Raw genomic sequence first — 23,885 nt, 5'->3', positions numbered from 1 at the left:
TTCCTTATGATCGGGCACTCCTCACTCCGTCGTGCCCGCCAGCGCTTCCAGCAGCGCGTCCACATCCTGCGGACGTGTGTCGTGTCCCGTAACGAAACGCACCAATGTGCCGGTCACACCCGGCGGCGCGGTCCGACGCAGAAATACAAATCCCGCCGCTTCCAGCCCTTCCACCAGCAGTTCCGGCAGCACCGCGAACACCTCGTTTCCCTGCGTGTCGAACGGCAACGTCGCCGCCGGATGCCGCGCCAGTCCTCGCGCCAGCCGTCCGGCCATTTCGTTGGCATGGCGTGCATTGCGCAACCACAGATCGTTCTCCAGCCACGCCAGAAGCTGCGCCGAGAGAAAACGCTGCTTGGCCCACAGATGCCCCGAGCGCTTGATCCGCCGCTCCATATCCTCAGCCAGCGAAAGGTCGAACATCACGATCAGATCGGCCGAGAGAGCGCCGCTCTTGGTGGCCCCGAGCGAGAGCACATCCACACCCGCACGCCAGGTCATGTCGGCAGGAGAGCACCCCAGATGCGCCAGTGCGTTGCCAAACCGCGCGCCGTCCATGTGGACGCTCAATCCGGCTTCATGCGCCAGAGCCGTCAGCTCCACGAGATGTTCGAGTGTATAAACCGTGCCCCACTCGGTGGCCTGCGTCAGACTCAGGGCGGCGGGACGACTCAGACGCGCCCCACCGGCGGAAAGATCCGCCACGGCGGATGCAAGAAGTCCCGCCTCCATGCGCCCATCCGCTGAGGGAATCGGCCACAATTTGGCGCCCCCCGTGAAGAACTCCGGCGCGCCGCATTCCCGGCGGTTGATGTGCGCGCTCTCGTCGCACAGAATCGCGCCCCACGGCGGAGATAGTGCTGAGAGTGCAAGCGCATTGGCGGCCGTGCCGGTGGCAACCGGAAAGACCCTTGCTTCCGCCTCGAACACTTCCGCCACGCGGGCTTCCAGCCGGCGTGTCCAACTGTCCGCGCCATGCGCCGGAGCCTCCCCCACATTGGCCTGCGCCAGCGCCGCGAGGATTTCAGGCGACACGGTGCCGACGTTGTCGCTCATGAAGTTCGTGCGTATAGGTTCCGCACTCCCGCCGTCAGGGGAGGACTGCCGGTCATGGGGCTGCGCGCCGTCCGTGTTCTGTTCCATGTCGCTTCCTGTCGTCTGATGCGGACCCACCACTTCTAGCACCCGAGCAAGGCCCCGCCCATGTCCGATCCGACCTCGCCCGCAACCGCCGCTTCCAGCCGAGCGAAGCTGATCGACGGCAAGGCTTTCGCGAAAAATCTGCGTGAGCAGACAGCGCGTGACGTGGTCGCCTTTCACGAGAAGCACGGCGTAACACCCGGGCTGGCCGTGGTGCTCGTGGGCAACGACCCGGCAAGCGAGGTCTATGTCCGCAATAAAGCACTGGAAACGCACCGCGTGGGCATGCGTTCCTTCATGCACATGCTGCCCGAGACCACGTCCGAAGACGCGCTGCTAACGCTGATCGACCGCCTGAACGCCGATCCGGAGATTCACGGTATCCTTGTGCAGCTTCCCTTGCCCAAGGGCATCAACCCTCACCGCGTGACCAACGCCATTGCGCCGGAAAAGGACGTGGACGGTCTGGGCGAGGTGAACGCAGGTCGCCTAAGCGTGGGCCTGAAAGGCATCGTGCCCTGCACGCCGCTGGGCTGTCTGATGCTGCTGAAATCGGAGCTTGACGATCTGCGCGGGATGAACGCCGTCGTGGTCGGCGCGTCCAACCTCGTCGGTAAGCCGATGGCGCTACTGCTTCTCAACGAAGGCTGCACGGTCTCGATTGCGCATATCGACACGAAAAACCCAGCCGAACTGGCCCGCACGGCAGACATCCTCGTGGTGGCGACGGGTGTGTATCATCTCGTCAAGCGCGACTGGGTGAAACCGGGCGCGACCGTGATCGATGTCGGCATCACCCGCATCCAGACCGAGAGCGGCAAGACCAGGCTGGTGGGCGATGTGGATTTCGATCAGGTGGTGGATGTAGCCGGACGCATCACCCCGGTTCCGGGCGGTGTCGGGCCGATGACCATTGCCTGCCTGCTGCGCAACACGCTCAAGGCCGCGCGCCTGAGTGTAGGCGACAAGGGGTGCGAGGAAAGCGGCAAGGCCAACTGGCTGCCATCCTGAAACACGTCTGAAAACGGCGTGGACGTTTCACACCTCCACGCCGGATTTCATTTACGCCTCGGCCCGGTCGAGGAAGGTCGCGAGGGCGCGGCTGACATCGCCCGCCTTTTCCAGTTGCGGCATATGCCCTGTGTCCGGGTAACGCACCACCGTCACCGCATCGGGCAGGCCGTCCGCGCCCGAGACCGACAGGATCTCGTCCGCTTCGCCCCAAAGCACCTGAACTGGCCCGGTAAACGTCTCCAGCACGGAACGCAGGGGAAACGCCTGCTTGCCGTCACGAAAGCAGGTGTCGGCGATGGTGCGCAGACCCGCCACCACACCATCAAGACGCTTGGTGCGGATGATATTCTCAAGCATCTGTCGCGTGATAAGCGATTTGTCATGCACGAGACACTGCACAACCGGTTCCAGCGTCTTGCGTCGATCCGCCTCGATAAACCCGTTGATGAAGGCCATGTTGATGTCACTCCCCAACCCGGCGGGCGCCACCAGCGAGAGTGACGCCACCAGATCGGGATGAGCTTTCGCCAGTTCCAGCGCGATGGCGCCCCCTAATGAATGGCCCACGACATGCACACGCGGAATCTTCAACTCCCGCGCAAGCCCGGCAACCGTTTCGGCAAACGTCACGGGGCTTCCGTCACCGACCTTCTTCGTGGACTCCCCATGACCGGGCAAGTCGAAGGAAATGACATGCCGCGTGTCCGAGAGCGCGGGCTGGGTGAGCAGCCAGTTTGTCAGATCGCCGCCAAAACCGTGGATCAGAAGAACGGGAACACCCTCGTGAGAACTGCCGCTTTCCTGAACGGAAATCGTCAGATCCCCCACAGTGACCGCTTTACGAACCGGCTCGTCAGATGCCTCAGCCCCACCGCCTTCCGGTGCAAAACTTTCGTTGAATTTCGTGATGAACGCATCGATGTCCGCATCCGGCACGTCCGTATCGGCCAGCACGCCGATCAACGCCCCCACAGGCAACATTTCGCCCTCGGGCGCGACCTGACGGCGCAACACGCCCGCCGCCGGGCTTTCATATCCATTCGTGATCTTGCTTGTCTCAATATCGGCAATTTCCTGACCGGCGCTGATATCGGTTCCCACCGGCACGCTCCAGCTTGCCAGTTTGCCTTCCGTCATGGCCAGACCGAATTTCGGCATGGTGATCGGCGTGATGTTTCCCATGATCAAGCCTCCTCCTTCACACGATAGGCCGCAACGGAGCGCACAGCCGCCTCGATTTTTTCCACGTCCGGCACATAGAGTTTTTCCAGAACCGTCGCGAACGGAACAGGCGTGTGAGGCGGCGTCACACGACGGATCGGGGCCTTGAGCGCATCGAAGGCTTCCTCGGCCACTAAGGCCGCCACATCGGTCGCCATATTGCAGCGTGGACTGGACTCATCCACGATCACCAGACGGCCGGTTTCATTCACGCAATCGAGAATCGTCGCTGCATCCAGAGGCGATGTGGTGCGCGGGTCGATGACAGTGCAGGAAATACCGTCTTTCTCAAGCCGATCCGCAGCCTGATTGGCGAAATTCACCATCCGCCCGAACGCAACGATGGTCACGTCATCGCCCTCACGCGTCAGGTTCGCCTCCCCGAACGGGATGGTGTACGGGTCGTCGGGCACGTCTTCCTCATCGTCATACATGACCTTGTTTTCAAGGAAGATCACAGGATCGTCGTCACGGATGGCCTCGATCAGCAGACCCTTGGCTTCATAGGGAGAGGATGGCACCACCACCTTCAGGCCGGGAATGTGCGTGAACAGCGGATAGAGCGCCTGACTATGCTGGGCAGCGGCGTTGAAACCTGCGCCATACATGGCCCGAATGACCAGTGGCGTGCGCGCCTTGCCGCCGAACATGTAGCGGAACTTGGCCGCCTGATTCATGATCTGATCGAGACAACAGCCGACAAAATCGACAAACATCAGTTCCGCCACAGGTCGCAGACCCGTCGCGGCCGCACCTGCCGCCGCTCCGATATAGGACGCTTCGCTGATGGGTGTATCCAGAACCCGGTCTTCTCCGAACTCGGTCAGAAGCCCTTTGGTCACACCGAGCACGCCACCCCACGCATCTTTCACCCCGGATGTGCCGCCGCGACCACCCGCCACGTCCTCTCCCATGAGAATGACACGCGGATCACGCTGCATCTCCTGCCGCAGGGCCTCGTTGATCGCCTGACGGAAACTCTTCTTCGTCATATATCCAATCCTTTTCCATGCAAGGTGATTTCAGTAGGAAACGTAGACATCTTTCATGAGATCGGCATCCTCGGGCAGCGGCGCCTTGCGGGCCGCAACCACGGCAGCTTCAATCTCGTCTTTTACGGCGGTGTCGATGGTGTCGAGATCGGAATCTTCCAACAGACCGGCACCCACGACCTTACGCCGGAAATTGACGAGGCAGTCGTGTTCCGCACGAAGTTTCGCAACCTCATCCGCCGCGCGGTAGGTCATGGCATCCCCTTCGAAATGCCCATACCAGCGTGCCAGATGAACGTGCAGCATTGCGGGGCCGTTGCCCTTGCGCGCATGCTCGATGGCCTCTCCTGCTGTCTCATAGACAGAGAAAAAGTCGTTACCGTCACACTCGAAATACGGCATTCCGAAACCGGCCGCGCGATCCTTCTGGTTGCCCGCAACAGCATAAGAGGCCCCCGTGGCCTCCCCGTATCCGTTGTCTTCCACCACGAATACGGCCGGCACCTTCCACACTGAAGCAAGATTGAGACTTTCCAGCGTGCTGCCTTCGTTGGACGCGCCATCGCCATAAAACGCGACGGCCACAGCCCCATCTTTCAGGGTCTTGTGCGACAGGGCGGCCCCGCAGATCAGAGGAGGCCCACCACCCACAATGCCGTTGGCACCCAACATTCCCAACGACAGATCGGCAATGTGCATGGAGCCGCCCTTCCCCCGGCACACTCCGCTTCTGCGACCGTAGATTTCCGCCATCATCCCGTCCACACCAACACCTTTTGCAATACAGTGCCCATGACCGCGATGGGTGCTGGCGATGGTGTCCGTGTCGGTCAGATGCGCACACACGCCCACACCCGAAGCTTCTTCGCCGCAATAGAGATGCACGAAGCCGGGAATATCGCCCGTGGCGAATTCCACATGCAGGCGTTCCTCGAAATCACGAATGGTCCGCATCGACCGGTAGGAGCGTGTGAGAATATCGCGTGCAATCTGCATAGATCGTTCCTCGACTGCCTTTCGGACCATGCTGGCCCGAACTGCGCCAAGGAAAGCGGATGGACGACTGCATCTGACACACACACGAGCTATCGGTCACGCGTATGTGACGGAGCGTCTGCCGCACTGTCGCGTTCCTGCGCCACACATTCACTCGTTGCAGGAACATCTCCCATGGCTGAACCTGTTATGGTCACGGACGAACGCCTTGCCATGCTGCCCGCGCCTCTGCGGGCCTCATGGCATCGCTGCGCCACGCAATACGTTCTGCCCCCCGCCGCCGAAGGGCCGATTCATCTGCTGTGCGGCGCGGAAATCCGTCAGGCCTGCGCCCGGATGGGGCCATTGCTGAAAGTGGCGGAGGCGGAACTGGAACGTCTGCACGGCATTGTCTCGACGCTCGATTACAGCGTTCTTCTGGCTGATCCGCAGGGCATCGTCCTGACGCGCCGGGGCGATGCGCCGCAGGAACGCGGGCACAAACGCTGGCATCTCTGGCCCGGTGCGAAGTGGGCGGAATCCGTAGCCGGCACCAACGGAATCGGCACCTGTCTGATGGAAGGACGGCCGGTCACAGTGCACATGGACCAGCACTGGCGACTGGCGCTGCGTTACCTCACCTGCTCTGCCGTGCCGTTTTATGGGCCCGATGGCAGGTTGGCCGGTGCTCTGGATGTGAGCTCGACCCGCCCGGACCCGGAAGGGCGCGTGGCCACCATGATGGAAGCCGTTCTGGTGGACGCGGCCCGTCGCATCGAACGACGCAGCTTTCTCGATGCTTTCAAGGGCTATACCGTCGTCCTGCTGGGTGCGAGTGACGACATCTCGTTGCCCATGGTGGCTCTGGACGAAGCCCATGTGGTGGTGGGCGCGACCTATGCCGCGCGGCTGATGCTGGACCTGAAGGACGATGGACCACAGGTCTGTTTCGACCTCGCCACCCATGGACAGGGCGTACCAAGTTTCCCTGACGCAGAACGGAGTGTCATCGAAGGGGCGCTTGCCATGTCGAAAGGCAAGGTCGCCCCGGCGGCACGGCTGCTGGGCGTCAGCCGCTCCACCCTTCATCGAAAAATGAAAATGCTGGGCGTGAGAGAGGATCAGGCCAGTGTTTCCACACCGCCCATGTAAGGACGCAGAACAGGGGGTACCGTCACGCTGCCATCCTCGTTCTGCCAGTTCTCCATCACCGCGATCAGCGTGCGGCCCACAGCAAGACCGGAGCCGTTGAGCATGTGCACCAGTTCCGGCTTGCCGCCTTGCGGTCGGAAACGCGCGTTCATGCGACGCGCCTGAAAATCACGCGTGTTGGAACAAGAAGAAATCTCGCGCCACGCCTGCTGCCCCGGCAGCCATGCTTCAAGATCGAACGTCTTGGCCGCACCGAAACCCGTGTCGCCCGCACAGAGCAGCATCCGACGATACGGGATTTCCAGCCGTTCCAGCACGCGCTCGGCACAGCGTGTCATGCGCTCATGCTCGGCCTCGCTCTCATCGGGCGTGGTGACGGACACCATCTCCACCTTCTCGAACTGGTGCTGGCGCAGCATCCCGCGCACATCACGCCCGGCCGACCCGGCTTCGGAACGGAAGCACAGCGACAGCGCGGTCATACGGCGCGGTAACTGGCTGGCATCGAGAATGTCGCCCGCAACGGAGGCCGTGAGCGGCACTTCGGCAGTGGGGACCAGCCAGCGATCATCGGTGGTGAGGAAAGACTGGTCCGCGAATTTCGGCAGCTTGTCGGTGCCGTACATCGCGGCCTCGTTCACCAGCACCGGCACCTGCGTTTCGGTGTAACCGTGCTCGGTCACGTGCAGATCCAGCATGAACTGGCCGAGGGCACGTGACAGACGCGCGATGCCACCACGCAGCAGCACGAACCGCGCACCGGACAGCTTGGCCGCCGTGGAAAAATCCATCTGCGGCTGCCCGCCCGTCACAATGGCTTCCCCCAGTTCGAAATGCTGCTTAGGCGTGAAAGCGAACTCCTTGCGCGTGCCCCACTCATGCACCACGACGTTCGCGCTCTCGTCTGGGCCGGGCGGCACGGAAGCGTCGAGCCGGTTGGGCAGGACTTCGAGCAGGGACTTCACCTCGCCATCGAGTGTCTGGGCGCGCGTGTCGAGCGCCTCCATCTCGTTGCGCAACGTGACCGCCTCGGCCTCCAGCGCCGCGCTGTCGCCCTTCTCGCGCTTGATCTTGCCAATGTCCTTGGCCAGCGCGTTGCGGCGCGTCTGCTTCTCCTGAAGGGCCGTCTGCGCCGCGCGGCGTTCCTCATCCAACGCCAGCACGCGCTCCGACACAGGCTCCATACCGCGACGGGCCAGATCGGCGTCAAAAGCGGCGGGGTCGGCGCGGAGGGCGCGGAGATCGTGCATCAGTTGGCCTCTTTCTCTTCGGTCTCAATGGGACGTTTGGGTTCGACAAAACGCGCCGAGATAATGGAAATCTCGTAAAGGATGATCAGCGGCACCGCGAGCGCCGTCTGGGTGATGACATCGGGCGGCGTGAGAATTGCAGCCGCCACGAACGCGCCCACGATGGCGTAACGCCGGAACTTCTTGAGTTGCGCCGCATTGACGATCCCCGCCACGGCCAGAAGCGTGAGCACCACCGGCAGTTCGAACGCGATGCCGAACGCCATGATGAGCTTCATCACGAGGTTGAGGTATTCCGACACCTTGGCCTGAAGTTCGATCTGAAGGCTGTCCGCCCCGCCCGTGGTCTGAAAGGACAGGAAGAACTTCCACGCCATGGGAAAGACGAAATAATAGGCCAGCGATGCGCCCAGCAGGAACAGCACGGGTGTTGCGACAAGAAAAGGCGCGAACACCTTCTTCTCGGAACGATACAGACCGGGCGCGATGAACATCCATGCCTGAATGGCGATCATGGGAAACGAGATGAATGCCGCCCCGAAGGCCGCGACACGGATATAGGTGAAGAACGCCTCATACAGCGCCGTGTAGATCAGATGCGGCTGCTCACCTTTCTGACGCATAATGTCGCCCAGAGGCCGTGCCAGAAAGAGATAGATGTCGGCGGCGTAGTGATAACAGACCGCGAACGCCACCCCGAAGGTGACGAGGGACCACAGCAGACGGCGGCGCAGTTCGATCAGGTGATCGAGCAGCGGCATCGGTTCGTCGTGAATCGGATCGTCCTGTCTCGGAGCGTCACTCACGACGTGCTCTCCCTGTCGGATTTGGCGCCAACCTGCGGCGGCACGAACGGTGCGACCCGTCGGTTGCCGTGCAGCACGCGTGCGGGCGGAACGATGGCGGGCGTGTGCAGACGCGGCCACGCATTGGCCACACGTCGCGCAATGGTGGGCGGAATGATGGCAGGTGCCTCACCCGGAGCGGGTCCGGCCCCTTCGTCCATAAGTGAAGGAATGCCCAACGGGGACGTGCCTATCTCCGCCCGGGGCGGTGGCGGCACGAAGGACGGCGCTTCCGGCGCGGAAAGAGCCGTTGGTCGATCGTCGAACGGACGGCCTTTCAGCACCGGATCGTCGAGGCTGCGGCGCAGACTGCCGTCATTGTCGATGGTCTTGAGAATCTGGCTGCGCACATCGAGGCTGCGAAGCGAGCGGACGTGATCGCGCACTTCCCCCAGATCGGCCTCGCGCACCATCTCGTCCACATGGCCCTGAAACTCGCCCGCGAGCTTGCGGGCCTTGCGCACAACCTTGGCAACAGAGCGGATGGCGGCCGGCATATCCTTGGGGCCGATGACGAGCAGCGCCACCACGCCTACGAGCGCGAATTCCGACCAGGCAAAATCAAACATCGTTCCCGCCGGCAGACGCCGCGCCGTCCCGTCCGATCCGACCATCGGACGGGGCATGACCACGCGGACACACACAGATGAGTGACAGCCCTACCACGACCCATCCGCCTCGCAAACGGCCCGTCCTCACACGCCGCTCTCCGTCGCCCCGTCCGCCGCCTCTTCTTCCACGATCACGCCCGCGCTGTCTTCCGCCGGTTCCACCGCCTGCGCCAACAGATCCACTCCACCGGGCAGCGGACGTTTGGGCGAGGTGGGCATGTCGCCCATCAGTTCTTCACGGCGCGGCAGGTCGCTCAATGCCTTGAGACCGAAATGACGCAGGAAATCCGGCGTCGTGCCCCACAATACGGGACGGCCCGGCACTTCCTTGCGTCCGCGCGGCGCGACAAGAGATTCCTCGATCAGCGTGTCGAGAATGTTCTGGTTCACGCTCACGCCGCGAATTTCCTCAATCTCCGCGCGCGTGCAGGGCTGGTGATAAGCGATGATGGCCAGCGTCTCCATCGTGGCGCGAGCCAGACGACGGGGCTTGGGCATCACCCGCGTCAAACGGGGCGCGAGATCGGGCGCAGTGCGGAACTGCCAGCCACCCGCAACCATAACGGGGGTCACGCCGCGTCCTTCATAACGGGCGAGAAGCGCTGCGAACACGGTGCGAAGCCATGCGCTCACATCTTCCACGCTCTCGGGGATCAGCCCCTGCCCATCCAGCAGGTTCAGCACCGCGCGGGCGCTGACAGGTTCAGTGCTGGCGAAGATCATGGCCTCCGTCAGACGGATCACCTCATCGGAAGGCGCGGGCTGTGCGGCCGCCGCCTCTCCTTCTTGAGGCTCCGCAGACACGTCCTCATGTGCCGTGCCGCTCTCCCCAACCGCTTCCACGGGAGCGGCTGAATCAGGCTCCGGCAGCCTCACGCCAGATGTTGCCTCCGTCTCGCTCACGCACCCTCCTCATGCGGCCGCAACTGGATGCGCCCGAATGCTTCGTCCTGTTTGAGTTCCAGCATGCCGCTTTTGGCCAGTTCCAATCCCGCGATCAACGTCCCCGCCATGGCGGCGCGACGGATGCGAACACCCTCCACCTCATCCGTGCCTGCAGGCAGATCGGGCAGAAAGGCGTCCAGATCGTTCCAGCCGGGCGGCGTGCTGCCAAGCAGCTTCTTCAAGCGGCTCAATGCGTCCTGCACGGTCCAGAAACGGATGGTGCGCGGTGTATAGACCCGGTGGCGCGCATTGCGGCGGATCACCGCCATGTAGGCCCGCATAAGCTGTGGCACATCCAGCGCCAGCGCGGAGCGGTCGATCTCCACCAGCGTTTCGCTCTCGCCGCGCGCGAACACATCGCGACCAAGCTGCGGACGAGCGGACAGCCACTCCGCCGCGACCCCGATACGCGCCAACTCTTCCAGCCGCGCGGCCAGAAGTTCAGCGGCATCTTCCGCCTCCTCGTCCGGCCCCTCTTCCTGCGGCAAAAGCAGGCGCGATTTCAGCCACGCAAGCCATGCGGCCATGACCAGCCAGTCCGCCGCGAGTTCCAGCCGGATGGAGCGGGCCGATTCCACAACGGCGAGATACTGTTCCACGAGTTGCAGGATCGAGATTTTCGCCAGATCGACCTTCTGCGCCCGCGCGAGATCGAGCAGCAGATCCAGCGGCCCCTCGAACCCATCCAGATGCAGAACGGGAGAGCGGGCGCTTTCCTCCATGCCGCCTGTCCCTTCTCCGCCCGTTCCCGTCTCGGGCACGCAGCAGATCTCAGGGACGCAGAGGATTGCAGGCATGCCCGTGTTCACGCAGCTTGTCGCAGAACGCCCGGGCCGAAGCCATGCTGTCGAAGCCACGGGTGCGCAGGCGGTAGAAGATGGCGTTGGTGTGCGTCACCTTCTCGATCTGCGGGCGATGGCCTGCAAACAGTTCCGGCGAGACGGCCTTCATCCGGTCCCATTCCTTGTAGGCGTTGGCTTCGGAATCGAGCGCTGCAAGCTGCACGCTATAGGGGCCGGAAGAGGTCGCCGCCGGAGCGTCAGACGCCTCCGCCACCTTGTGAGGCTCTTTCTTCGGTGCGGCTGCGGCCTCCGTCCGGCTCGGCGTCTTTGTGGGTGTCGTGTCTTCTTCCGCGCCAGCAGGCGGAGGCTGTGCATCATCGCGTGATGGCGGCGCGACCGTATCGGAGGACGGCTCCTCCTGTGGAGGCGCGGCATCCTGCGGCTGCGTGGACACAGTATCCGGCAGAGCCTCCGGGGAAGAGGGCGGCTGTGAAGGATCGGCCCTGTCCGTCATGGGCGGATCGCTGCGGGCCGTCTCGCCATAATGAGCGGCGAGGGCCTCAGGGTTGGGCTGCTCCGGTCCGGGCGCAAGACGGGCAGCGCCTCCCGGCGCATCGGGTGGCGGAATGGCGCCATCCAGCTCCATGCCCCCCGGATCGGCGGGTTTTTCGCGCAACGGCTGGGCAGGAGGCCCATAAATCGGGATGCCGCCCTGATGATGGCCGAACAGCGACCAGCCACCGATTCCCACCAGAAGCAGGGCGCCCAGCCCGACCGCGCCATAGGTCAGACGCCGCGTCATGGGGTCCGTGGGCAATAGGGCCGCCAAGGCGGCCGCCTTGCCGCCCTTGGGACGGGCGGGGGGACGCGGCTCCATCTCGTCATCGTAATCCGCGACCAGCCGCTCGCGCGTGCGGGCGCGGTTGAGCCGATCGGCGTGGGGATCGGGTGGGGACGAGTCGTTCAGGCTCATCGCATCTCCTCGACAGGCTCGACGCCCATCACCGCAAGACCGGATCGGATGGCCGTTGCCGTCGCAGCGACAAGCGCCACGCGGGCCAGCGTCGCCGCCCGGTCGTTTTCCTGAAGGAAGCGCAGGCTGGTCTCATCGCGCCCGCGGTTCCACAGCGTATGGAAATCCGCCGCCAGATCGCCCAGCCAGAACGCGATCCGGTGCGGTTCGCGTGCCAGCGCCGCGCCTTCGACCGTGCGCGGCCAGCTTGCCACACGGCGCAGCAGCGCCAGTTCGACGTCCGCCTCAAGCCCGTCGAGCGGCACGTTCAGAAGCGCCTCAGGCGTGATCGCCTCCTTGCCCAGCATCTCCTCGGCCGCACGCAGGACGGAACGGCAGCGGGCATGGGCGTACTGCACATAGAACACCGGATTGTCGCGCGTCTGCGCCACCACGGCGTCCAGATCGAACTCCATCTGCGCGTCGCTCTTGCGCGTGAGCATGGTGAAGCGCACGGCGTCACGTCCCACCTCATCGAGCAGATCGCGCAGGGTGACGAAGGTGCCCGCGCGTTTGGACATGCGCACCGGCTGTCCGTCACGCACGATATGCACGATCTGGCACAGCAGCACTTCAAGCGGCACTTTTGCGTCGGTCAGCGCTTTGACCGCAGCCTTCATGCGGCTGACATAGCCACCGTGATCCGCGCCCAGCACGTCGATCAGCACCTGCGCGCCACGCTCCACCTTGTCGAGGTGATAGCCGATGTCGTTGGCGAAATAGGTGTTGGACCCGTCGGACTTGCGCAGCGGGCGGTCCACGTCGTCCCCGAACGCGGTCGAGCGGAACAGCGTCTGCGGGCGGGCTTCCCAGTCATCGGGCAGCTTGCCCTTGGGCGGCTCCAGCACGCCTTCGTACAGCAGTCCCTTGTCCTCAAGCGCCTTGATGGCCCGGTCCGTCACGCCGTCCGCCAGCACCTTGGCTTCCGATGTGAACACGCCATGCTCCACGCCGAGCAGCTTCAGGTCTTCGCGGATGCCGTCCATCATGCGTGCGACCGCGAAATCCTTGACCAGCGCGAACCACTTCTCGGGTTTTGCCGGACGACCGCCTTCGTCGGCCAGCGCCGTGCCGTGCGTCTCCGCCAGCGCCTGCCCGATGGGAATCAGATATTCGCCACGATATTGCAGCCCACCGGGTGTCAGCGCATCGAACGCTTCTGCGTCGATGGTGGAGCCGATGGCCTGAAGGTAACGCCAGTAAGTGGCCCAGGCGAGGGCCGCGACCTGGGCACCCGCGTCGTTGATGTAGAACTCTTTCGTGACGTCGAAACCGGCCTTGTCCATCAGGTTGGCCAGCACATCGCCCACCACCGCGCCGCGGCAATGCCCGACATGAATCGGACCGGTCGGATTGCACGAGACGTACTCGACATTGACCTTCACATCCGCGCCTGCACGCGAATCGCCATAGGCCTCGCCAGCCGCCAGCACGGAGCGTGCCACGCTCTGAAGCACGGCAGGCTTGAGAGTGAGGTTTACAAACCCCGGTCCGGCGGCGGCGGCTTTCGTCACGCCTTCCACGGATTCCAGTGCTGCGGCCAATTCGGCGGCGATCTCGGCAGGCTTGCGGCGGGCGGGTTTGGCCGCGATCAACGCCGCGTTGGTCGCCATGTCGCCATGGGCGGCCTCACGCGTGGGCGTCAGTTCCACGCGGGCGAGCAGTTCCTCGCCCATATCCGGCACGATGCGACGCAGGGCGTCGAGAACGTGCGTGCGGTAGCGTTGGAACAGACAGTCGGACATGCGTGCGGGCTCCCCCTCTTCGTTCAGGCCATGATCGGGTCGGCCCGGCGGATGCCGTCATACAGCGCAACGCGGCGAAACGCGACAGGCCAATCGCGTGCGCGGCGCCATCTTCAGGTCTCCTGCGGCACGTTCTTCTCCAGTTCCTCCAGCCATGCCCGCGCATTGCCATCCGATGGCGCGCGCCAATCTCCTCGCGGCGACAGCGCGCCACCCGCCAGCACTTTCGGCCCATTGGGCATGGCCGAGCGCTTGAACTGGCTGACCGTGAAAAAACGTTGCAGGAACACGCCCAGCCAATGCCGGATTTCAGGCAAAGAATACGACACCCGCTCATCTTCGGGGAAGTTGGGCGGCCAATTCCCCATGCCGGCGTCGCTCCACGCATGTTCGGCCAGAAAGGCTATTTTCGAGGGGCGGAAGCCATAGCGCAGCACGTGAAAGAGCGTGAAGTCATGCAGCGCATACGGCCCTATGGTGGCCTGCGTGCTCTGCACGGCGCCGCTCGCATCCGCCGGCACGAGTTCGGGCGAGATTTCGGTGGCAAGGATGTCGCGCAGGATGTCGGTGGTCTGCGGGCTGAACTGGCCGGACGCCATCAGCCAGCGGATCAGATGCTGGATCAGGGTTTTGGGAAGACCGGAATTGACGTTGTAGTGCGCCATCTGGTCGCCCACGCCATAGGTGCACCACCCCAGCGCCAGTTCCGAAAGATCGCCCGTGCCGATGACCAGACCGCCTCGCTGATTGGCCAGACGGAACAGGAAATCCGTGCGCAGCCCTGCCTGCACGTTCTCGAACGTGACGTCATAGACCGGCTCCCCCTCAGCATATGGGTGCCCCATCTCGCGCAGCATCAACTCGGCAGCCGGGCGGATGTCGATCTCGGCGGGCGTGGTGCCCAGCGCCTGCATCAGCGCGTGAGCGTTGGCGCGCGTGCCCTCGCTGGTGCCGAATCCCGGCATAGTGAAGGCCAGAACGGCATCGCGCCCCAACCCCAGCTCGTCAGCCACACGCGCGCAGATCAACAGAGCATGCGTCGAATCGAGACCGCCTGACACGCCAATGATCATTTTGCGTGCGCCCGTCGCTGCCATACGCTGGCGAAGGGCGGAGACCTGAATGGTGCAGGCTTCGTAACAATCCTGCGCAAGCCGGGTCTGATCGTCCGGAACGAAGGGAAAGCGCTGAAGCACGCGCAGCAGCCCAAGGTCATCGGAGGGAGGCGCGAAGCTGCGGACGATCCGCCGCCACGACTGGCCCTGTACCGCATCTCCGTTCTGCCCGAACGAGGTCATCCGCATCCGTTCCTGACGCAGCAGATCGAGATCCACATCCGCGATGACATGCCGGGGGCCGGCGGGGAAGCGGTCGCTCGCATCGAGCAGACGACCATTCTCGAAGATGGACACCTGCCCATCCCACGCCACATCGGTCGTAGATTCGCCCTCTCCTGCCGCAGCATAGAGATAGGCCGCGTGGCTGCGCGCGGATTGGGAACGGCAGAGCATGTCGCGCTCGTCCGCCTTACCCACGGTGATGTCGCTGGCAGACAGATTGGCCAGCACCGTCGCTCCTGCCAGCGCCGCCTGCGTGCTGGGGGGGCTTGGCACCCACATATCCTCGCAAATCTCGATGCCCACGCAGAAACCGGGAATGTCGTCGGCTTCGAACAGAAGATCGGTCCCGAAGGGCACCTCCACGCCCGCCACACGAATCGTCTCGCCCGTGATTCCCGCGCCGGGAGAGAACTGCCGCGCCTCATAGAACTCGCGGTAATTGGGGAGATAGGATTTCGGCACCACACCCAGCACTTCGCCCCGGTGCACCACGACGGCGCAGTTGTAGAGGCGTCCCCGGTGCGGCAACGGCGCGCCTGCCACCACCATCGGCTGCATCGTGCTTGTGGCGGCCATAAGTTCGATGATGGCGTCCTGCACCGCGTCGAGCAGCACATCCTGCTGCCGCAGATCGTCGATGGCGTAGCCCGACAGACCCAGTTCGGGGAACACGGCCAGCACCGCCCCTTTCTCGGAGCAGGCGCGGGCGCACTCGATGGTGCGCGCGGCGTTCAGGCGCGGATCGGCCAGCCCCACGGGCAGCGTGCAGGCCGCCACACGTGCGAAGCCGTGCCGGTAGAGAGAATGAAAATCCTGCATGGGGCATCCATCGCTTTTCGTGAGGCGCAGGCGCTTACCCTACCGCGCGGGGAGTCTCCGGCAAACCGTCCTGTCCGACCATGCATGTGCACGGATAAGCCGCCAGCACCTGTTCCAACGCAGTCAGAGGTTGCCGCAGGACGTCTTCCATCGGCAAGCGGCTGTCGATGTCCATAATCGGCGTGTCATTAAAAGGATAAACGCGGTACGTCCGCGACCTTACGCACCGATGGTTCGGTTTACGGGCAACGGCCCACATTCATACGAAACGCCGTCAGATCCAGCATTTCCTCTGCACAAGGAATCGTTCGTTGCCATCCATTAGATCGGGCATGACGGTTGACCAAAGCGTGGAATCGCGGTGTCACCACCGCATCTCCCTGTCCTGTGATCGCCACGGTTCAGTGAGAGCAAAACAACACGCATGACCTCTCTCGTGCACCGATGGAGAGTGTGGAGGAAAACGCCCTGTACTTGGCAGCCCGTCACGGGGAAGCTATGCAGTGCCCCTTATGGGCAGCCCTGCGGCCGGTGGTGCGGAGCGGCTGGTCGTTCCTGTTTCTTGTGTGACGGAGTTCAGCATGAGCTGGCTGACCGAATATGTCCGGCCGAAGATCCGGGGACTGCTCAAGCGCGAGGTCCCCGACAATCTGTGGACCAACTGCCCTTCCTGTCACCAGATGGTGCTGGTCAAGGAACTGGAGCGCACCCTCAATGTGTGTCCGCATTGCGGCTTCCACATGAAGGTGCCCGTCACCCAGCGTTTCGACTGGACGTTCGATCCGGGCAGCTACACGCGCATCGAACTGCCGAAAGTGGCCGCCGACCCGCTCGGCTTCCGCGACCAGAAACGCTACACCGACCGTCTGCGGGACGCCCGCGCCAAGACCGGACTGGACGACTCGCTCGCCGTCGCTCACGGTAAGATCACGGGCTATCCGGCCGTCGTGGCCGTCATGGCCTATGAGTTCATGGCGGGCACGATGGGGTCGGGTCTGGGCGAAGCCTTTATCGCCGCCGTGCGTCTGGCCATCCTTCAACGCGCCCCGCTGGTTATCTTCACGGCCTCGGGCGGTGCGCGCATGCAGGAAGGCGTCATCAGCCTGATGCAGATGCCGCGCACGACAGTGGGCGTGCAGATGCTGAAAGACGCTGGCCTGCCTTATATCGTGGTGCTGACGGACCCCACCACGGGCGGCGTCTCAGCCTCGTTCGCCATGCTGGGCGACGTGCAGATCGCCGAGCCGAAAGCCCTGATCGGCTTTGCCGGGCCGCGCGTGATTGAGGACACGGTGCGTGAGAAGCTCCCAGAGGGTTTCCAGCGCTCCGAGTATCTGCTGGAGCACGGCATGCTCGACATGGTGGTGGAGCGCAAAAATCTGCGCGAGACACTGGGCCGTGTGATCGGTCTGCTGACGGACGCGCCAGCGGGCGATGTGTTCACCAACACACTCCCGGACCCGGAAGAACCCGGACCGGGCGATACGGTTCTCCCCACGACCTGACACCCCCACCCGCGCGGGCACACTCCCGGCCTTTACACCGGGAGTCTTGCAGCAGAGCCGAGCATGACCGACACACCGCCCGCCCCTCCCTCCACGCCTGCTCTGGGTGCCGAGTTCACTGGCCGCACCGGCTCCGTTCTGGAACGGCTGAACCGACTCTATCCCGCACTGATCGATCTCTCACTCGGGCGCCTTGAGGCTCTGCTGGCCAAGCTCGGCCATCCCGAACTGGCGCTGCCGCCGGTCATCCATGTCGCGGGCACCAACGGCAAAGGCAGCACCTGCGCCAATCTCCGCGCCATCGGGGAAGCGGCAGGCTGGCGCGTTCATGTCATGACGTCCCCGCATCTGGTGGATGTGACCGAGCGTTTCCGCGTGGCCGGAAAGCTCGTGAGCGAGGACGAGCTTGTCAGCGTTCTGGAGGAGATCGAGCGCATCAATGCCGGAGAACCCATCACGGTGTTCGAGGTACTGACGGCCGCGGGCTTCCTGCTGTTTTCGCGCCATCCGGCGGATCTCGCCATCATTGAGGTGGGGCTTGGGGGACGACACGACGCCACCAACGTCCTGCCCCATCCCGCCGCCTGCGCCATCACCGCCATTTCGCTCGATCACGAGGCGTTCCTTGGCTCCACCCTTACCGCCATTGCAGGTGAGAAAGCCGGGATCATCAAGCCGGGCGTTCCGGTGATCACCGGACGCCAGCCTGACGCAGTGCGGGACGTGCTGGAAGCCGAAGCGGCCACAAAAGACGCCCCGTTGTGGCTGCGCGACCGTGACTGGCAGCTTGCCCGCACGGAAGATGGAAGCGCTCTGACCTTCTCCGACGCACAGGGCGCGCTGTCTCTCCCGTGTCCTGCCCTGACCGGCCCGCATCAGGACGACAATGCCGGTCTGGCCGTCGCCACCCTGCGCGCCAGCGGTCTGCCCCTGCCGCCAAAAGCGTGGGCAGGAATCGCTCATGCCCAATGGCCCGCACGTCTTCAGAAACTGCATGGCGCGCTGGCACAGACACTTCCCGAAGGGTGGGAACTATGGCTCGACGGCGGCCACAATCCCGGTGCGGGGGAAGCGCTGGTGCCGGTGCTGGAACGCTGGTCGGACCGCCCGCTGCATGTGCTGGTGGGCATGAAGCAGACGAAGGACGCTTCGGGGTTTCTGCGTCCGATTCTCTCGCATACCACCTCCGTATGGGCCGTGGCGGAGCCGGAACAGCATCTGGCGCTCTCCGTAGATGTCATTGTGGAATCATCAGGCGGCATCGCCCGTCCCGGCCCCGATATCGCAACGGCGCTGGCAGCCCTTCCCCGCGCGGGAACTCCCGCGCGCGTGTTGATCTGCGGCAGCCTCTATCTGGCGGGCGTCGTATTGAAAAAAGACGGATGGACCGCGCTTTGAGCCGGATTGGTAAGGCTGCATTAACCGCCACTCCTTAGGAGAAACGGACATACCGTTTCTCTTGTGGATGAGGCGTTCTTGCGCAAGTTTCTCCTGTGTACGGGACTGTTCCTCTCGGCCCTGACCGCCAACGGGCGGGCTCATGCACAGTTCGCTCCCACGCACACTGGCACCTATCTCGATTCCCGCCGCAACGCGGAGATCCGCCACCGCACGCTTGCACGCATGCTCATGACACTGGGCATGGATCCTGACGAGGTCGCCACATCTTCCACGGACACGTCCAACGACGTGCTGCCGCAAATGCCCGTCCGCCGCTTCGAGGAGGACGATTCCCTGTCCCGTGTCCCGCGCCGTCGCAAGAACCATGCGCCGGATGAGTGGCGCCCGACTCCTTACCATTCGAAAGCCCGAGGCGAATTGGCCGTCGTGCAGGTCAATCGCGAGATTGGTCTGTCTGCGACGGGGTCATGGACCAATTACAAGGAAAAGCCGCTGTGGGAAGGGCCTGAGACCGGCTATGACCGGGAAACCGGCTGGGCGCCCGGATTTCAGTTCGACGCCTCGACCATGTTCGATCTCTACGAGGTGCAGCACATCCTTCTGGCCGGGCATGTCGCCTTCAGCGACGGCAATGTGGGCTATCACGGCTCCGCCAGCAACGGATGGCAGACCTTGCCTTACCGCAACTCCTCCAATCGCGAGACGATCGACGCCCGCATCGAACTCGGCAAAGGGCTGATGGTGACGGACCGCTTCATGATCACCCCTGCCATCATGGGGGGCTATTGGTCATGGGGGCGCAATGTCAAAGGCTCTCAGGGCGTGTCGTCCAGTTCTGAAGATTACGCCGGTTTCGTTGCCGGCATTGTCGTTCATCTCGATTACGCCGTAACGGATGCCTTCGTGGTGCGCGGGCGGCTGTGCTGGGATGAACGGCTGGGTTCGCACATGGACGCCGCTGGTGTCAAAGGCACGTTCCGCCTGCGTCCGCGCCCGGAATGGATCGCCGCACTGGACTTCGATTACCGGCTCTCCCGTTCCCTCCATTTCATCAGCGGCGTGCAGTATTCCTACTATTCCTTCGGGCGCAGCCAGTCCGTCGCGCAGCATGGCGGCTACTCCCTCTACGAACCCAGCAGTTGGACAAATGGCATGACGCTGCATGCAGGTATCGCTTACGCCTTCTGAGGACGATCCGTTCTTTTCAATGACTATTTTCCCCGAAAAGACACAACAGAGCCTCTAAACACCACGTTTCCCTTTCGAACCATGGCCTTGATTTCCAGAGGATGCGGCCCTGTCCGGGGACGGTTATTGCACGTTCACAGCCTGACAGATCGCGAAAGACAGCCGTGAACATCCTCTCGACCCGAATTCGCCTCATGTCGCTACATCCCAACGGGAAAAGGCGGTTTTCCACCTTATCCTTCGTGCCCTGCTCCCGGCAGACGCGATCGGCTTCCCGTTCCTGACCACCAATGCAGAGCGCACCGACATGACCGAGACCTCCGCAGGCACGAGCGCGGCACTCCTGTCCCCTTATCAACTCACCGGGCCGACCTCGCTCTCGGTGGGCGCCAAGGCAACCTACACGCTCACGCCACCGAGCGGGACCACCCTGACATCCGCCGTGACCGTCACGCCAGCCTGCACCTTGGCGGGCACATTTGCCCCGTCTTCCGTGGTGCTGGCGGCGGGCTCGACCTCCAGTGTCGCCTTCACCTTCACGCCCACAACTGCGGGAAGCGGCACGCTTGCAACGACGAATTCCGGCGGCCTGACCGACCCCAACGGCATCTCGGTGTTCGCCATCGCGCTCTCGACAGCATTCACCACGTTCACACTCACCGGCCCCACCAGCCTGGTGGTCGGAACACCCGCCACCTATGCCGTGACACCCGGCAGCGGCACGGCGCTGGCCTCGGCCGTGACCATCACGCCCAGTTGCACGCTGTCCGGCACGTTCTCCCCCACAAGTGTCACCATTCCCGCCGGGTCCACCGCTGCGGCCACCTTTACCTTCATCCCCTCCGAGTCCGGCGCGGGCACTGTGAGCGTGACCAACACGGGCGGCCTGTCGAATCCATCCGACCTGTTCGTAACGTCCAACGCCTCCGCCCCCATCTACACGGCCTATGGCATCAGCGGCCCGCGCTCGGTGCTGGTGGGCACGCCTGCGACCTACACTCTCACACCCGGCACCGGGGCTGCACATGCCAGCGCCATCACCCTCACGCCCGATTGCACACTGGCCGGGACGTTTTCTCCCAGCCGTCTCACCTTCGCCGCCGGTTCCACAGCGCCCGTAACCTTCACATTCACAGCATCAGCCGCCGGGAACGGACTGATGAGCGTCAGCAACAGCGCAACCCTGACCGATCCCGCGTCTTTCACCCTGACGGCGCTGAGCGGCGCAGCGTCCACAGCGCTACCGGTCGATTGCGAGTCCTTTCTCTTCTCTCCCGGCAACTGGTCGGGCGATGCGGGCCGCCGCGGTTCAGGATGGCGACGGACGTGGAATGTCGGCGCATGGCTCAAGGTCGTCTGGCTCGCCTCCGCCACCCCCACGGCCACGCTTCACCTCGGCCCGAGCGGAACGGGGGCCTATGTCACGATGTTTCTCAACGGCACCGCCATGACGAATCTTTCGGCACAGGGCGATATCACGCTGAGCGGAATCACGGCCGGGCAGGTCAACACTCTGGAAGTGTTTCTCACCCGCACACCGGACAGCAGCCGCTGGAACGGCGGCGCCAACTGTCTGAGTGTCAGCGGCATGACGCTGGACGCGGCCTCATCGCTCGCCCGCGCCTCCATATCGCGCTCATGGGGCAAGATCGTGGGCGATGATCTGGCTGAGGGCATCGCCGCCGATGACGGCGCGGACAATGTGCTGTGCGCGTGGCCTTATCTCGTCCTGCGGGCGATGGACAACGCGGGTTACGACACCTGCATCTCGGCAAGCGCCGATTCGGGCTATCTTACGCCCGGTGACAGCACGAAAGACGTACCGGCTTTCCATGTTGTCGCCGGCTCATCCAACGGTATGGGGGGCGCCTACAACGACAGTCTGAGTCGCTGGAACCGGATCGATGCCGGCATCTCGGCACTCGACAGTGATGGAATGCTCAGCTCCTACGGCGATGCCGGGACCGCCCCGAGTTGGGTGGCCTTCAATCTTCTGGCCAACGACGCCGCCGCCAGCGCCAGCACGTCCGACGCCACGGCCGCCATGACGCACAGTCTTGTCGCACACCGGGCCGCAGCCCCGGATGCATGGCTTTTTCCCATCATGCCGTTCGCCTTCCATGACGCATCCGCCTATGGCTCAAGCTGGGCGCAGGTGTTCAATAGCGCTCTGTCTGCCTATCAACTGGCCTACCCCGACGATGAGAAAGTGGTCGCCATCGACGTGGGCGCGCGACTTTCGCTCCTGCTGCGCGCCAATCCCGGTCTTTACACGACCACGGACGGAAAGCGGCTCACGGCTGAAGGACACGCTGTCTTCGCCTCCATCGTCAGCGGCGCGATTCTCGCGGCTCTCGGCTCCGGACGCCAACGCATCTGCACATTTTACTAAGCCGTCTTCCATCACGAAAAAGGGCGTCCTCCCACTGGGAAAGGACGCCCTTTTTGGCATCGGACGGGGCACTGGCCCCCGCCCGTTTAGTCCGTCATTCAGGCCTTGAGAGCTTTCTCAAGCAAGTCGAGGCCTTCGTTGAGCACTGCATCGCTGATGGTCAGCGGCGGCAGAAGACGCACCGTCTCGCCCAGCACGCCACAGGACAGCACGATCACACCCGCCTTGACCGCCGCCGCGCAGACCTTGCTCGCGCCACCGGCCTCGACCTCGTCCGTTCCACGCGCCTTGAGCACGTCGAAACCGACCATCGCGCCACGACCATGCGCCTTGCCGACCGGGATCAGATCGGAACGCTCGCTCCAACCCGCGACACGTTCGCTGATGACGTGTCCAATATGCTCGGCGCGCTCACACAGTTTTTCGGACTCAATGACGTCCAGCACGGCCAGACCAGCCGCACAGGCCAACGGCGAACCACCATAGGTGCCGCCCAGACCGCCCGGACGCACCGCGTCCATGATCTCCGCACGTCCAACCACGCCCGACAACGGGAAACCGCCGCCCAGCGCCTTGGCCACCGAGATGAGATCCGGCTTGACGCTGGAATGCTGGATGCCGAACAGCTTGCCCGTACGCGCAAAGCCCGTCTGCACTTCGTCGGCGATCAGCAGGATGCCGTGCTTGGTGCACCGCTCACGCAGGCCCTTGAGCAGTTCTTCAGGCACCACGCGGAAACCGCCCTCACCCTGAATCGGCTCGATAATGATGGCCGCCACGCGCGACGGATCGACATCGGCGGCAAACATCAGATCCAGCGTGCGCAGGCTGTCGGCCACCGAAATGCCACGTGCGGGGAACGGCGCATGGAAGATATCGCCCGGCATGGTGCCGAACTGCGTCTTGTAGGGATTCACCTTGCCGGTCATGGCGGAAGCCAGCAGCGTGCGACCATGGAAACCGCCGGTGAAGGCGATCACGCCCGAACGACCGGTGGCGGCGCGTGCGATCTTCACGGCGTTCTCGGTCGCTTCCGCGCCGGTCGTGAAGAAGATGCTTTTGGCGGGACCATCGATGGGAGCGAGCGCGTTCAGGCGCTCAGCCAGTTCGATGTAGCTCTCATAGGGCGCCACCTGAAAACCGGTGTGGCTGAAGCGGCCAAGCTGCGCTTCCACAGCCGCGATAATGCGCGGGTGACGATGCCCGACATTGACCACCGCAATGCCTGCAGCGAAATCCACGATGCGACGGCCTTCGACGTCCCACAGTTCAGCGCCTTGTGCACGATCTGCATAGATGCTGGTGGCCGAACCGACACCCACAGGAACCGCTGCCGCACGACGGGCGGCGAGGGCTGCGTTGCTCTTGCCTGTACTCACGTTCTTATTCCCATTCCCATAAACCGCATGCCCGCCCCTGCCGGGTGGAACACCGCGCAGGAACCGGACGAACGGAACACCACACCTCGACACGACCGGGACATGCCGTGCGCGTCGTGCTTCCCCATAAGCCGTTCGGCGTTTTGCTTCCAGTCGCACGACGTGAATAAGAACATT

General features: G+C 63.7%; 19 protein-coding genes. 6 read left to right on the top strand and 13 right to left on the bottom strand.

From position 1 onward, the window contains the following. Positions 1–21: 21 nt before the first annotated feature. Positions 22–1,143, bottom strand: a complete 1,122-nt coding sequence (locus GOB87_RS09520; protein WP_166315753.1) for a threonine aldolase family protein — start codon at positions 1,141–1,143, stop codon at positions 22–24. Positions 1,144–1,203: 60 nt separating this feature from the next. Here GOB87_RS09520 and folD point away from each other — a divergent pair, with 60 nt between their 5' ends. Then, positions 1,204–2,151 carry a bifunctional methylenetetrahydrofolate dehydrogenase/methenyltetrahydrofolate cyclohydrolase FolD gene (gene folD, locus GOB87_RS09515; protein ID WP_166315750.1) on the top strand — a complete coding sequence of 316 codons (948 nt, stop codon included), beginning with the start codon at positions 1,204–1,206 and terminating at the stop codon, positions 2,149–2,151. Positions 2,152–2,202: 51 nt separating this feature from the next. Here folD and GOB87_RS09510 read toward each other — a convergent pair whose 3' ends face one another. Genes GOB87_RS09510 through GOB87_RS09500 form a run of 3 tightly spaced genes read right to left on the bottom strand, consistent with a single transcriptional unit; the run spans position 2,203 to position 5,363 of the window. Then, the gene (locus GOB87_RS09510; RefSeq protein ID WP_166315840.1) at positions 2,203–3,339 is read right to left on the bottom strand and encodes an acetoin dehydrogenase dihydrolipoyllysine-residue acetyltransferase subunit; all 1,137 of its coding nucleotides are present in this window, start codon (positions 3,337–3,339) and stop codon (positions 2,203–2,205) included. After that, a complete protein-coding gene (locus GOB87_RS09505) occupies positions 3,339–4,367 on the bottom strand; it encodes an alpha-ketoacid dehydrogenase subunit beta (RefSeq protein WP_166315747.1) in 1,029 nt (342 codons plus the stop codon). The genes GOB87_RS09510 and GOB87_RS09505 overlap by 1 nt, the downstream gene beginning before the upstream one ends. Before the next feature lie 30 nt (positions 4,368–4,397). Further along, entirely contained in the window at positions 4,398–5,363 is a 966-nt protein-coding gene (locus GOB87_RS09500; protein ID WP_166315744.1) for a thiamine pyrophosphate-dependent dehydrogenase E1 component subunit alpha, read from the bottom strand. Between the two features lie 174 nt (positions 5,364–5,537). Here GOB87_RS09500 and GOB87_RS09495 point away from each other — a divergent pair, with 174 nt between their 5' ends. Further along, positions 5,538–6,494, top strand: coding sequence for a helix-turn-helix domain-containing protein (locus GOB87_RS09495; RefSeq protein ID WP_166315741.1), 957 nt, complete (start codon positions 5,538–5,540; stop codon positions 6,492–6,494). Here GOB87_RS09495 and serS read toward each other — a convergent pair. The 8 genes from serS to GOB87_RS09455 all read right to left on the bottom strand — a co-directional run bounded on the left by serS (position 6,464) and on the right by GOB87_RS09455 (position 15,843). Continuing rightward, positions 6,464–7,744, bottom strand: a complete 1,281-nt coding sequence (gene serS / locus GOB87_RS09490; protein ID WP_166315738.1) for a serine--tRNA ligase — start codon at positions 7,742–7,744, stop codon at positions 6,464–6,466. The two genes, GOB87_RS09495 and serS, sit on opposite strands and share 31 nt — an antisense overlap. Continuing rightward, complete coding sequence (gene tatC / locus GOB87_RS09485) at positions 7,744–8,505, bottom strand: twin-arginine translocase subunit TatC (protein WP_166315837.1); 762 nt, start codon at positions 8,503–8,505, stop codon at positions 7,744–7,746. The genes serS and tatC overlap by 1 nt, the downstream gene beginning before the upstream one ends. A gap of 41 nt (positions 8,506–8,546) precedes the next feature. Continuing rightward, the gene (gene tatB / locus GOB87_RS09480; protein WP_166315834.1) at positions 8,547–9,158 is read right to left on the bottom strand and encodes a Sec-independent protein translocase protein TatB; all 612 of its coding nucleotides are present in this window, start codon (positions 9,156–9,158) and stop codon (positions 8,547–8,549) included. Between the two features lie 126 nt (positions 9,159–9,284). Then, a complete protein-coding gene (gene scpB, locus GOB87_RS09475) occupies positions 9,285–9,923 on the bottom strand; it encodes an SMC-Scp complex subunit ScpB (protein ID WP_166315831.1) in 639 nt (212 codons plus the stop codon). Positions 9,924–10,099: 176 nt separating this feature from the next. Further along, entirely contained in the window at positions 10,100–10,867 is a 768-nt protein-coding gene (locus GOB87_RS09470; RefSeq protein WP_166315828.1) for a segregation and condensation protein A, read from the bottom strand. A 49-nt stretch (positions 10,868–10,916) separates the two neighbouring features. Further along, entirely contained in the window at positions 10,917–11,900 is a 984-nt protein-coding gene (locus tag GOB87_RS09465) for an SPOR domain-containing protein (RefSeq protein ID WP_166315735.1), read from the bottom strand. After that, positions 11,897–13,684 (bottom strand): arginine--tRNA ligase, encoded by a 1,788-nt coding sequence (gene argS / locus GOB87_RS09460; RefSeq protein WP_166315732.1) that lies wholly within the window; start codon positions 13,682–13,684, stop codon positions 11,897–11,899. The genes GOB87_RS09465 and argS overlap by 4 nt, the downstream gene beginning before the upstream one ends. A gap of 113 nt (positions 13,685–13,797) precedes the next feature. Beyond that, entirely contained in the window at positions 13,798–15,843 is a 2,046-nt protein-coding gene (locus tag GOB87_RS09455; protein WP_166315729.1) for an NAD(+) synthase, read from the bottom strand. 581 nt (positions 15,844–16,424) lie between these two features. On the opposite strand from GOB87_RS09455, the gene accD reads away from it, so the two are divergent. The 4 genes from accD to GOB87_RS09435 all read left to right on the top strand — a co-directional run bounded on the left by accD (position 16,425) and on the right by GOB87_RS09435 (position 22,329). After that, positions 16,425–17,348, top strand: a complete 924-nt coding sequence (gene accD, locus GOB87_RS09450) for an acetyl-CoA carboxylase, carboxyltransferase subunit beta (RefSeq protein WP_166315825.1) — start codon at positions 16,425–16,427, stop codon at positions 17,346–17,348. A gap of 63 nt (positions 17,349–17,411) precedes the next feature. After that, on the top strand, positions 17,412–18,746 hold the full coding sequence (locus tag GOB87_RS09445; RefSeq protein WP_166315726.1) for a bifunctional folylpolyglutamate synthase/dihydrofolate synthase: 1,335 nt from the start codon (positions 17,412–17,414) through the stop codon (positions 18,744–18,746). 78 nt (positions 18,747–18,824) lie between these two features. After that, complete coding sequence (locus GOB87_RS09440; protein ID WP_166315723.1) at positions 18,825–19,937, top strand: hypothetical protein; 1,113 nt, start codon at positions 18,825–18,827, stop codon at positions 19,935–19,937. Positions 19,938–20,244: 307 nt separating this feature from the next. Next, positions 20,245–22,329: a hypothetical protein gene (locus tag GOB87_RS09435; RefSeq protein ID WP_166315720.1), complete on the top strand. Its 2,085-nt coding sequence runs from the start codon at positions 20,245–20,247 to the stop codon at positions 22,327–22,329. A 98-nt stretch (positions 22,330–22,427) separates the two neighbouring features. Here GOB87_RS09435 and gabT read toward each other — a convergent pair whose 3' ends face one another. Further along, positions 22,428–23,708, bottom strand: a complete 1,281-nt coding sequence (gabT, locus tag GOB87_RS09430) for a 4-aminobutyrate--2-oxoglutarate transaminase (RefSeq protein ID WP_166315717.1) — start codon at positions 23,706–23,708, stop codon at positions 22,428–22,430. Between the last annotated feature and the right edge of the window lie 177 nt (positions 23,709–23,885).

It is taken from the genome of Acetobacter estunensis (assembly GCF_011516945.1).
Taxonomy (GTDB): domain Bacteria; phylum Pseudomonadota; class Alphaproteobacteria; order Acetobacterales; family Acetobacteraceae; genus Acetobacter; species Acetobacter estunensis.
This window is presented reverse-complemented; position numbering and strand designations above follow the sequence as displayed.